This is a genomic window from Staphylococcus sp. HMSC062A01 (genome assembly GCF_001836805.1).
GTDB classification, from domain to species: Bacteria; Bacillota; Bacilli; order Staphylococcales; family Staphylococcaceae; genus Staphylococcus; species Staphylococcus haemolyticus.
In genome coordinates this window covers 127,571-140,070 of sequence record NZ_KV830625.1, presented here as the reverse complement: position 1 = coordinate 140,070, position 12,500 = coordinate 127,571, and the positions used below count along the sequence as shown (strand labels likewise).

Genomic DNA, 12,500 nt, shown 5'->3' with positions numbered 1-12,500 from the left:
TGGCTATGTCGAACAAAACGGTCTAGTTAAACAACAAGATCAATCAACAAAATCACAAATGAATTCGCCACTTATTAAACAAGCAACTCGTTCTCAACAAGCGAGTCAAACTTCATTACATCATGAATTACCTATGACAGGTGAACGCACCTCAACGACACCGTTTGTTTACAGTCTTATAGCTTTCATATTAGGCGTAGGTGTAATTAGCCTTAGACGTAAATTTTCTAAATAAGCAATAACTATATTTTTCTAATTATCTGTTACTTTTATTACTAGAGCATTTCTTTTATGCATATGAAAACGAAGAAGCTATCGCTACAGGTGAATCAACCTATAAGCGATAGCCTCTTTTTTATAACTTCTAAACTAATAATAATTTGATGCCTCTAATAATATTTTTAATGAACAAATAAACGCCTACTACCACCAATATAACTGCAATTGTCCATGAACCAAATACAATCCAGCTTTCTGTATTAGTTGATGCATTGCCCATAACACTAGCAGATAGCATCAATGCTAATGGCGCTAATGTAAAGCAAACCCAAGTAAGTATATGGTTAAATAAAGCTTTACGTGCATGAGTTGATACAGATTTGTCAGCGATAATCCACATTACAATAGGTAATAGTATCGGTGCAAAAAACACACTTAAATAACTTATAGATGATGCAATATTTTCATTTCTACTACCATAGAATTCATCGTTTCTATATTTATTACTATTTACATTTTCCATATTTACTCACCTCACTTATATATAAACATATAAAATAGGAGACTTTTAGGAAAAGCGTCCAAAATTACAACTATGCAATTATTTAGTTTCAGAGATACACACTAGCAAACCATTAACAGCGATATATAATCGCTTGAATTTTGATTTGGGAACGATTGGTAACCATGAATTTAATTACGGCTTGCCTTATCTTAAAGACACACTTCACGACCTTAACCATCCAGTGCTATGTGCTAATATTTTAGATTCGAAACAGCAACCTTTTACAGGTGAAGACGTACATTATATTGAAAAAGAAGGACTAACAATAGGCGTCATCGGTTTAACTACGCAATATATTCCCAACTGGGAACAACCTCACCATATCGAAGGCTTAACTTTCAAGAGTGCGATTGAAACACTTACCCAACTATTACCTAATGTCTGTGAAAAAGCTGACATCGTCGTCGTTTCATATCACGGTGGATTCGAATGTGATATAGATACTGAGGAACCAACTGAAGATTTAACTGGTGAGAATGAGGCTTCCGAAATTCTACATCGTTTCCATGAAAGCATCGATGTCTTGATTACAGGTCACCAACATCGAGATATCGCGACAGTTAAGTATGAAACTGCCGTTATTCAACCTGGTACACGTGCAACACAAATAGGTAAAGTAACGCTAACGATTGGCGACAATAATCAGATTATTGATACGCAAAGCGAATTGTTACCTGTAGTGGGAGCCTCAGAATTTAGTCTATTACCGGAAGATTCTAAGCTATTAACACATCTAGAAGACTGGCTAGATACTGAAATCACGACCTTACCTGAACCGATGTTAGTAGAAGATCAATTTGAGGCTCGAATTAAACCTCATCCACTTATTAATTTAATAAATGTTATGTTATTAGAGAAAAGTGTGCTGATATTGCTAGCACAGCACTCTTCGACTCTGCAGCAGGATTTAATAAACGTATTACCATGCGCGATATCATCAATAATTATCCATTTCCTAATACATTCCAAGTTTTAAAACTTACAGGTGCAGGTATTAAAGACGCTTTAGAAAAATCAGCAAGCTACTTCACGCTTAACGATAAAAATGAAATAACAATCAACGACGCATTTTTATATCCGAAACCACAACATTTTAACTATGACATGTATGGCGGTATCACTTATACCATTCATGTAAGAGAACCTATTGGTCAACGCGTAACTGATATTAAAGTTGGCAATGAACCACTTATCAGTGATAAAATTTATACCATTTGTGTCAACAACTATCGTGCTGTAGGCGGTGGTAATTATGACATGTTCGCTGAAGCACCTGTAGTTAAAGATATACAAGAAGAAGGCTCACAAATATTAATCGATTTCGTTACTAATGGTGATTTGCACAATATACCTCAAGTTGTTAACTTTAAAGTCAAACAATAATTCTCTTCTCACACTATTTAAATAATGTAAAATATAAGTGTAAATATTCTCACTAGAAAAGGAGTTCATTATTATGAGTGAATTTTTAGCTGCCATTGTCGGAGGTATCTTTGCGCTAATTGGGACATTTTGGGGGATTAAATATCAAATCACTAAAGAGAAAGAAGAAAAACGTGAAGATTATAAAAATGATATTTTGAGTATGATAGATTTAACTGCTTATAAAGCATCTAAAATAAGTAAAATTCATTTAAGTGAAACCAATGCTCTAATAAACAAGCCGCAAACGTTAGAAAAATGCGCTGACGTGGAGGAACTTTTTGTAAAATTAGACGATCAAATCCAAGAATTATTGGGTACTATGAGTCACCATGAAGAAGAATCTAATAAACCTATTCGTGATTTGCTAAATTGCTATGAATCACTGGAGAATTATATCTCTAAATTTTCTATAGCTGCAAGAATCTATAATGATAAATACGAAACAAACTCTGACGATAAGCGCGTTATCATCGTGAGAACCAAAGAGAAATTAGATCGTAACATAAATACGTTCATAAATGATTTACGTCAATTTTCTAAACATCACTTCAATCACGATATGTACGAACCAACATTAAAATTCGAATCTGAATAACTATAATAGAACACCTCCAACATCGGTATAAAGATAAACTGACATTAGAGGTGTTTTCAATTTAACTATTATTCTTCAAATTGAATGTGTTTCTTTTCATAAAAATAATTAACTGCATTAATTAAAATACCTAAAATAATTATTCCCCCTGACACAAAGGTAATCATTAAATAAGGTAAACCGATTGATAATAAAATTGAACCGATAATGGCACCTAAAAAATTTGCCACATTAAAGATAGACGCCGCTAATGTACTCGCAAGTAATGGTGCTTCTTTGGCACTTAATATAATCTTACTATTTAATAACGGTGTCGTACCAAATGTTCCAAATCCAAATAAGAAACATATAATAATGGCTAAAATCGCATTATGCACAAAAGTGACAAATAATATGATAGTTAAAAATAGTAATAAAAACGTATAAAATAGATATTTTGTCAGTTTAGGTTCTGGCACATTCCCTGTGATTAAGTTGCCTAACACACCGCCTAACCCAAACATAAATAGACAAATTGTTAAGCCTACTATTTTAAAAGGTGCGAAGTCATGTATCATTGGTTCCATAAAGGTATATGTTGTGAATACGCCAGAATAACCAAAGACGATAATAGACATCACGATTAAAATGTGTGGATTTTTAAATACTTTTAATTCATTTTTTAAATTAGATTCTGTACTTAGAGATACATCTGGTACAAACTTCAACATACCTAGCATTGTAATAATCGCTAAACCAATCATAACGCCAAATACAGCTCTCCAATTCGCAAAGCCACCTAAGAATGAGCCGAATGGCACACCAATCATAACCGCAATTGTTAATCCTGCTTGGACTAATGCGATGGCTTGCGGTTGTTTACCACGAGGTGCAACGGCTGCAGCCACACTCATACACACGCCAAAGAATGGTGCGTGCATTGAAGCTGACAACAATCTTGATAACAGCAATACTTGAAAATTGGGTGCCAACATCCCTACCACATTACTACCTATAAATATGGCAACTAAAATGGGTAATAAGCGTTTGGCACGAACATTCATTGTGAATATACGCATAAATGGTCCAATTAACGCAACACTCACAGCATATACACTGATTAATAAACCTGCACTTGAAATAGACACTTTCATATCACTTGCGATTTGAGTTAATAATCCCATTACAACATACTCTGCCATTCCTACTGTAAATGTACCTAACATGAATATGAAGAACATCATTCTGTTACCTTTCATCATTGCTACCTCCTTTTTTTATCGCTCTCAAAAATAATACGAGTGCTATATTACAAAAAATTAGATACCATGTGAAGAGGTTTGTTCAGACTCTTTTATTTTCTTACGTCAGTGTTCGCAAGTTTTCATATATTTTCATTGTATTAAAATTAAGACAATTTCAAGTATGTAGTATTTCGAAAACCTTCCATATATGTAACATTTTCAATCAAAATGTCGCTATGTTAACCTAACTAGCATAGGAGTGAAATGATGTCTGAATCTAAAAAAGATAAATCCAAACAGCCACTTTGGGAACTCATAATTAATATTATCCTAGAACTATTTAGTGCGATCATTCGATTTTTCAAACATTTATTATCTTAAATTCTCAGGTGATGACCTCTATTGCCTTAAGTTGTCGTTTAAATGTTTCTGATTCTTATTTAAAGAAGATTATAAAAGCACTTGTTAAAGAAGTCCAAAAGCAGAAATGTGCGTAGTTAGTCATGCTCTAAATAAAATCGAAGCTACTCTAATTTCAACATTAACTTCCATTACACTAGATGAAGTAAATCAAAACATCGTCACAAAATATCGTCTAAACAATTTAAACCAATGGGTTTTAACAAATAGCAAAACACTGTAATACAAGCCTTCAGGATGTCTTACTTCAGACAACCCGAAGGCTACTTTTTATATCTAATTTGACAAAAATACAAGTCTTTTTGACTAATATACTAGTCAAAATGACAAAGATAATGTAACATAAAAGCCAAGGAGTTGATGAATATTGCGAAATCGTCTTAAAGAATTACGTGCTCGCGATGGCTTCAATCAAACACAACTCGCTAAACAAGCCGGTATCTCTCGGCAAACAGTTTCTTTGATTGAACGTAATGATTTTATGCCGTCCATTTTAACAGCCGTTAAAATTGCGCGTATATTCAATGAATCAGTTGAAAATGTCTTTATATTTGAGGAGGGAGATTTATGAGAGTAAAACGCTATCTTATATTAATAGTACTTGGTGGCATTATTGGTGGTTTTGTGGGTTCTTCAATGGGAAGTATTAGTACTTTTCTATCAAATGTTAATTTTGCACATACCCATTTTGGGTTAATCATTTGTATCATTGCATCGCTAATTATCATCGGTCTTACATTTTATTTGTGGAAAGTTCAAAAAGATGCGCTTAAATTTAAAAATCAAAGTCTCAATTCTATTGAAGATGATGATGCCGATTTATTCGAAATGAAATCCAATTTAAACTTCAATAAATCTAGTATCATCACCTATATTCAATTAATCATAAGTTTTGTTGCGCTTTTATTAATCGTCTTTGGTCATGGTTCAAATATTGATGTATTGTACGCTATCATCCCTTACATGTTGACCATCATACCTTCAATAATGCTAGGCTTTTTCAATCGTCGTTTCGATTCACGTTATCCTAAAATAGGAGAAAAAAATTATACTGAAAAAACCTTAGCACTTTTGGATGAAGGTGAACGTCATATCGCTATAGTAAGTATGTATAAAAACTACGGAGTAAACTTAGTACTATTAATGATCGCAATTATATTTTTAGGTATCTTCTCTATTGATACTGGCTCAAATCAAACACTAGGGATACTATTCTTAATAATTATTTTCGCCTATAACAGTTTAGGTTATATGTTAAAAGTACGTAAATTTTACAAATCCTAGTTATTTATTAATTAATCTATATTATGATAAAAGCAACTAATCTTTAATTGAATTAAATCTAATACTAATCAACAGAAAGAGTGGTTTATTATGGAACATCTATTGCAAGTGCAAGATCTCAGCAAGTCGTACAAGAAATCCAATTTCCATTTGAAAGATATTTCTTTAACACTTAAACCTGGCGAAGTTATTGGTTTAATTGGTAAGAATGGTTCAGGTAAATCAACATTGATTAATACATTAGTTGGTAACCGTTTTAAAGATTCTGGAGAGATTTCATTTTTTGATCAAGTTATCTCTGATAAGGATCATGCATACAAAGAGCATATTGGCGTTGTATTCGATGACTTACGTGTGCCTGATAAACTCGAAATTAAAGATATGGATAAAGTTTTTGCGGATATTTTCAAAACGTGGAACAGTGACCGTTTCTTTGAAGTCATTCAGCGTTTCGAATTACCAACTAACGCTCAAATTAAAACATTCTCAAGAGGAATGCGTATGAAAGCAGCCTTAGCCATGGCTCTAGCGCATGATACAAAATTACTCATACTGGACGAAGCAACTGCTGGTATGGACGTATCAGGACGAGAAGAAGTCATTGAAATGTTGGAAGACTATATTTCAGAGGGTAATGGCATACTCATTTCATCTCATATTTCCGAAGATATAGAACATTTAGCTACAAAATTAATCTTTATGCGTGATGGTGAAATTGTACTTCAAGAAAGCAAGGAAGAATTGTTAAATCAATACGGTATTGTCGAAGTTGATGAGCATGATGATTTAGATATTCCACAAGACATCATCATTGCATCAAGAGTGAGACAAGGTCAACACCAAATCTTAGTCAAGGATTGGTCTAGTGTGACAAACGCTCACCCACTTAACACTATTGATGACGCAACAAAATTAATTATGAGAGGTGATAAATAATGAAAGGTCTAATTTTAAGTAGTTTCTATGCATCTAAAAAATCACTTATCACATATTTAATTGTAGCTATTGTAGCAAGTTTCTTATTCGCTTTTATAAATCCTGCAATGGCATGTTTCTTACCAATGATTTTCTTATTGTCACCAGTGACGGATAACTTAAAGCGAGAAAAAGATTCTAAATGGATGTATTATATTTCAACATTGCCAACACATCGAAGTGCTTACATTAAAAGTTATTTCGCATTTTATGGCATACTCATCTTTATCGGATTAATTATTGGATTAATTGCAGTATTAGCGATACATCAGAATTTAATGTTAACACTTATTTCAGGTTTAGTAGGTATTGGTGCGGCAGGCACATATGCTATCATGTTCCCGTTAACATTTAAATTTGGTCCTGAAAATTCAAATGTCATCATGATTTCAACATCGGTTATCGTTCTTATTTTATTCTTTATTACTTACTTTGGTGTTATTATGTCTGCCATTGTACGTTCAGGTTCATTCTCTGATTTAGGAACAAATCCTACAGATATCCTTTTCATTAGTTTATATGCAATACTTGGTTTGATTTGTTTAGTGGCTTCTTATTTCATTTCAATAGCCATTTTCAACAAACAAGAACTGTAATTTTTTGAATAATAACATAGTTTAATATATTAATACTGGTTCTAAACACGAGGCATCAACTGCTATCAAGTGTTTGGAACCTTTTTCGTCTCTATTCTTACATGCGTCATTCCATCATTATAGGGTATGGATTACTAAAAGCTTTTAACAAAGGAGTCCTCATCTAATGGATATTCAAACTATCGAACACTATTTAAATATTGATTCATCAAAATATCATGAACCTTCACTTGAAGCACTCAATTATTATATTAAACGCTATATGTTGACGGTTCCTTTTGAAAATATCAATGTCCAAAATGGCATGCCTGTTTCTGTAGAAATTAATGATTTGTATGATAAATTGATCAATCAGCATCGTGGTGGATTCTGTTACGAAATGAATCATTTCTTTGGGACTTACCTTGAAGAAAAAGGTTTCACCGTATATCGTATGTCTGCAACTGTTGAACAACCTAATGGCAATCGTAGTCCAGAAGGTTCACACATGTCACTTGTAGTTCCAATTAATGACGTAAATTATGTCGCAGATGTAGGCTTTGGTGACTTACCTTTACAAGCCTTGCCTATTACAAATATAGATCCTACTCACCCCGTTACAGATATTACCGGTGAATTCCGAGCAATTTCAGAGCATGAAGGAACTTATAGCATTCAGAAACTCGAAGATGATAGTTGGATCACACGTTACGAGGCTCGTTTCCAACCTAAGCAAATAGAAGATTTTGAAGATATGATTCAATATAATTCACAACATCCAGATTCTATTTTTGTACAACAACTTATCGTTACTCAACCACAATCATTTGGACGTGCAACGATGTCCTCACACCATCTAACGCTAAGTAAACAAGATGGCAAAGATAAATATGATGTAACTTCAGATAACTACCGAAATATTTTAAAAGAATACTTTAATCTTGATGTTAAAATCAAACCATTAGAAGCATAATTTAATATGACCAGCAAGTTAATCTAGATTTAAGAGGTGTAATTATGACTAATATAGACATTATTGGTGCCAAACAAAATAACTTAAAAAATATAAATGTATCAATTCCGAAGCACCAATTAACAGTTTTTACAGGGCGTTCAGGTTCGGGTAAGTCTTCCCTCGTGTTCAATACTGTAGCTGCAGAATCTGAAAGATTGTTAAATGAAACATATTCAAGTTATGTGCAACATCAACTAACACAATATGAGAAACCAGACGTCGATCAAATTAAGCATCTTCCTGTCGCAATGATTATTAATCAGAAACGACTTGGAGGTAACTCTCGTTCAACTGTAGGTACAATTTCTGATATTTACGCGTCTGTCCGACTGTTATGGTCACGTATCGGCAAACCATTTGTCGGTTATTCAGATATCTTTTCTTTCAATAACCCTAAAGGTATGTGTGAAACATGTTCAGGACTAGGTTATGTTGAGGATATTGATTTAAATGAATTACTTGATTATGATAAATCACTTAATGAGGATGCGATTAAATTCCCTTCATTTAGACCTGATAGTTGGCGAGGTAAACGTTATTTATATACAGGTTTATTTGATAATGATAAGAAATTAAAGGATTATACGAAAGAAGAAATGGATACGCTTTTATACACCGAACCAACTAAATTAAAGAATCCACCATCAAATTGGCCTAGAACTGCTAAATTTGAAGGTCTTATTCATCGTTTCCGTCGTTCATTTTTACTCAATGATAATTTTGAAAAGAAACGTTTTAAAGAAGATATTGACCGTGTAGTATCGAAACATGATTGTCCTGATTGTCATAGACAACGTCTTAATGACACTGTATTAAGCTGTAAAATCAATGGCTTAAATATTGCAGAATTTACAAACCTACAAATCGATGAGGCGTTAGCCTTTTTAAGAAAAATAAAATCAGACAAAGCCCGTGTGATTATAGAGCCACTTAAGAAACAACTAGAAGCATTAAGTTATATTGGATTGAATTATTTAACACTAGCGCGAGAAACAACTTCACTATCTGGTGGTGAGTCACAACGTATTAAACTCATTCGTCACCTTAATAGTCCTTTAAGCGACTTAGTCTATATTATTGATGAACCAAGTGTCGGACTACATCCAGAGGATATTCAGCGTATCAACGATATCATTCAATCCTTAAAAGATAAGGGCAACACAGTCCTCGTTGTAGAACATGATCCAGATGTTATCAAGACTGCTGATCACGTTATTGATTTAGGACCTTTAGCAGGAAAAAATGGCGGTGAAATTACATTTACTGGCTCTTATAATGAATTACTCAGTTCGGACACAAGTACTGGTCAGGCGTTGAACCGTCAGCATCAACTAAAAAAAACGCCACGTAAAGCGAAAGACATGCTTAAAATTGCTAATATTAGTCGCAATAACTTACAAAATGTCTCAACTGAACTACCTAAGCATGCAATGACTGTTGTTACAGGTGTTGCAGGTTCAGGTAAAAGTTCACTCATCACTGCAGGATTTGAACGTGAACAAGAGGCGATCTTTATTGACCAGAAACCTGTCCATGCATCAAATCGTTCTAATTTACTTACTTATTTAGATATCTTTGATGATGTACGTAGTTTCTTTAGTCAACATACTGGTCTTAAGAAGAGTATGTTCAGCTATAATTCAGAAGGTGCCTGTCCGGAATGTCATGGTAAAGGGGTTTTAAAAACGGAACTTGCATTTATGCCAGACTTTTCACAAGTATGTGAATTATGTGGTGGTACAAGATATCGTCCAGAAGTGTTAGAAGCAAAAGTGGAAGGCTATTCTATTGCGGATATTTTAGCGTTAACCGTGGATGAAGCCATTAAGAAATTTAGCGACAGTCCAGGTATTACACGACCGCTTCAAGCATTAGCGGATACGGGATTAAACTATATGACTCTTGGACAATCATTAGATACCCTTTCAGGTGGTGAAATTCAACGTGTGAAACTAAGCCGTTACCTAACACAAGATGTGACCGATAAGATCTTTATCTTTGATGAGCCAACAACTGGGCTACATGAAGATGATTTACCAATTCTAATTGATTGCTTTAATCATCTTATTGAAGAAGGCAATACGGTTATCTTGATTGAACATAATTTAACGATGATGACTCAGGCGGATTGGTTAATTGATATTGGGCCTTATGCTGGAGATAAAGGTGGTCAATTACTTTATGCGGGTGAACCTGAAGGCATTTTTGACATCGACAATTCCGTAACGGCTAAACATTTAAAGCGATATATTGGCCAATAAGTAAACAAAACAAACACTCCCACATGCTGATTAGACATGTGGGGGCATAATTTTGCCATTATGAATTTTATCTACACTTATAGTAACTTGTGTTGGTGCAACAATTCTTCGATATAGGTACCTTTTATTTTCTTAAAGAAAGCGTTAAGAGCGAGTTTCTGTATTTTGTTATGTTCTGAGAGTTCTGATAGATTTTTACCATCATTAAGTTCATATAAGGCATCCATCAATATACGAAGGTCGAATTCTGTTGCAACCACTTCAGGGACACCTCTATCTATGTCCAATAATTGGTATACTGCTTCCATAGCAGTCCTTACCGAATATTCAGTGGTAAATACAGTATCTCTTTCTGTTTCTGCAAAATTACCAATAAAGGCTATGTTGCGAGCATTTTCAGGCACGACAAGTGGTCTATCCCCAACGGATCTAGGCATAAAATAAGAACAGATATATGGCATATAGACTGGTATCGTATTACATTGCGTTTTAGCGAGGTCTTCAATTTGATTGATAGGAACGCCCATATGATATAACCATTCTTGGCAAATTTCATTTCCACTGCATTCAGTGATAGGTTTATGGATGTAATCCCCATTTACGTTTGAATATAATGCATAGATCCAAACTCTCACCTCGTCTTCGGGTTGGCTTTTAAATTGTTGTTGACGATTAACAGTAAAACTCATTTGCCATTTAGAATCATTAACAGTAACAATACCACCTGTCACTGTCTTGCCGGCTAAAGGGTCTCGTTTACAAATTTGCTCGATTGTATTAATAATTGTCATGTTATTTGTCGTCGCGGTTGCTGATACAAACCAACTTTTGTCTGGTAAACGATGATAGAACTTTTCGGGACAACCAAACTCAGGGCTCTGTTTGGCAAGATTACGCCATAACGTCCAACTACCACCGATTTCTTTTGTAGGGGGTGCGGGTGTGTTGTTATCTCCATAAGTTGAACTTTCAGTGATACTACCATTCGTAACAAATACTATATCATCTGGCATTAGAGGAATGATATCATCTTTACCTGAACGCTTAAGTTGAATTTCACGCGCAACCTTCTCTTTCGTTGTGATATCTACTTTGATATTCAACACTTGAACATCATATTGAAATTGCACACCGTGGGACTCTAAGTAAGCAATCATCGGAAGAACTAGTGATTCATATTGATTATATTTGGTGAACTTAAGGGCACTGAAATCTGCTAATCCTCCAATATGATGTACAAAGCGCATTAAATATCGACGCATCTCCATTGCAGAATGCCATGGCTCAAATGCGAACATCGTTTTCCAATAGATCCAGAAATTCGAATGCAAAAAGTCATTTGAGAAGACATCCGTAATCTTCACATCGTTTAATGTCTCTTCTTTCATTAAACATAAATGAATGATTTCTTTAATGGCTTGTGGCGTCAAAGTAAAATCACCATCAGTAGCTAACTGATGCCCCCTTTTCTCAATAACACGACAACGTGAGTAATTAGGGTCTTCTTTATTTAACCAATAAAACTCATCTAGAACGGAAGCATTATCCATTTCAAGTGACGGGATGGAGCGAAATAAATCCCACAAACATTCGAAATGGTTCTCCATTTCTCTTCCACCTCTCACAACATAGCCTTTCAAAGGAAGTTCATCTCCATCTAAACTTCCACCAGGTTTAGATAATTCTTCTAAAATATGGATTTTTGACCCATCCATTTGTCCGTCTCTAATCAAGAAACATGCAGCAGCTAGAGATGCTAATCCGGAACCAATAAGATAAGCTGATTTACGCTCTACATTTTCTGGTTTTTTAGGACGTGCAAATGCTTCATAATTTCCATTACTATAGTACATACGTATCACTTCCCAAGTTTTCATAGTTTTTAATTTTTAGATTGAAAAGTAGTAAACTATAAGTAATCTTAAAGAAATTAATCTACCCTT

11 protein-coding genes and 1 pseudogene are annotated in these 12,500 nt (G+C 34.2%); 9 read left to right on the top strand and 3 right to left on the bottom strand.

All coding sequences use genetic code 11. The features are described from left to right. Positions 1-235 (top strand): LPXTG cell wall anchor domain-containing protein (locus HMPREF2715_RS07335; RefSeq protein ID WP_141757448.1); only part of this gene is annotated, 235 nt, incomplete at its 5' end. Positions 236-364: 129 nt separating this feature from the next. Here the strand turns inward: HMPREF2715_RS07335 and HMPREF2715_RS07330 are convergent. Beyond that, a complete protein-coding gene (locus tag HMPREF2715_RS07330; protein WP_070632177.1) occupies positions 365-742 on the bottom strand; it encodes a magnetosome magnetite crystal formation protein family in 378 nt (125 codons plus the stop codon). A 70-nt stretch (positions 743-812) separates the two neighbouring features. Here HMPREF2715_RS07330 and HMPREF2715_RS12440 point away from each other — a divergent pair. Both HMPREF2715_RS12440 and HMPREF2715_RS07320 read left to right on the top strand, forming a co-directional pair. After that, a pseudogene (locus HMPREF2715_RS12440) lies at positions 813-2,167 on the top strand (bifunctional UDP-sugar hydrolase/5'-nucleotidase); the annotation flags it as partial. A 73-nt stretch (positions 2,168-2,240) separates the two neighbouring features. Further along, on the top strand, positions 2,241-2,804 hold the full coding sequence (locus HMPREF2715_RS07320; protein ID WP_037552115.1) for a hypothetical protein: 564 nt from the start codon (positions 2,241-2,243) through the stop codon (positions 2,802-2,804). Positions 2,805-2,872: 68 nt separating this feature from the next. On the opposite strand, the gene HMPREF2715_RS07315 is transcribed toward HMPREF2715_RS07320, so the two are convergent. Further along, a complete protein-coding gene (locus tag HMPREF2715_RS07315) occupies positions 2,873-4,042 on the bottom strand; it encodes an MFS transporter (protein WP_070632180.1) in 1,170 nt (389 codons plus the stop codon). Positions 4,043-4,814: 772 nt separating this feature from the next. On the opposite strand from HMPREF2715_RS07315, the gene HMPREF2715_RS07310 reads away from it, so the two are divergent. From HMPREF2715_RS07310 to HMPREF2715_RS07285, 6 genes are all read left to right on the top strand, one after another. Next, positions 4,815-5,018: a helix-turn-helix transcriptional regulator gene (locus HMPREF2715_RS07310; RefSeq protein ID WP_053036079.1), complete on the top strand. Its 204-nt coding sequence runs from the start codon at positions 4,815-4,817 to the stop codon at positions 5,016-5,018. Further along, complete coding sequence (locus HMPREF2715_RS07305; protein WP_070839736.1) at positions 5,015-5,731, top strand: DUF3169 family protein; 717 nt, start codon at positions 5,015-5,017, stop codon at positions 5,729-5,731. Before HMPREF2715_RS07310 ends, HMPREF2715_RS07305 begins: the two co-directional genes overlap by 4 nt. Before the next feature lie 90 nt (positions 5,732-5,821). Continuing rightward, positions 5,822-6,667 (top strand): ABC transporter ATP-binding protein, encoded by an 846-nt coding sequence (locus HMPREF2715_RS07300; protein WP_070678381.1) that lies wholly within the window; start codon positions 5,822-5,824, stop codon positions 6,665-6,667. After that, entirely contained in the window at positions 6,667-7,302 is a 636-nt protein-coding gene (locus tag HMPREF2715_RS07295; RefSeq protein ID WP_016930604.1) for an ABC-2 transporter permease, read from the top strand. Before HMPREF2715_RS07300 ends, HMPREF2715_RS07295 begins: the two co-directional genes overlap by 1 nt. Before the next feature lie 166 nt (positions 7,303-7,468). Continuing rightward, positions 7,469-8,254 (top strand): arylamine N-acetyltransferase family protein, encoded by a 786-nt coding sequence (locus tag HMPREF2715_RS07290; protein WP_070678384.1) that lies wholly within the window; start codon positions 7,469-7,471, stop codon positions 8,252-8,254. 44 nt (positions 8,255-8,298) lie between these two features. After that, entirely contained in the window at positions 8,299-10,557 is a 2,259-nt protein-coding gene (locus tag HMPREF2715_RS07285) for an ATP-binding cassette domain-containing protein (protein ID WP_053036089.1), read from the top strand. 77 nt (positions 10,558-10,634) lie between these two features. Here the strand turns inward: HMPREF2715_RS07285 and HMPREF2715_RS07280 are convergent, their stop codons facing one another. Continuing rightward, positions 10,635-12,410 (bottom strand): oleate hydratase, encoded by a 1,776-nt coding sequence (locus tag HMPREF2715_RS07280; protein WP_070839733.1) that lies wholly within the window; start codon positions 12,408-12,410, stop codon positions 10,635-10,637. Positions 12,411-12,500 lie beyond the last annotated feature (90 nt).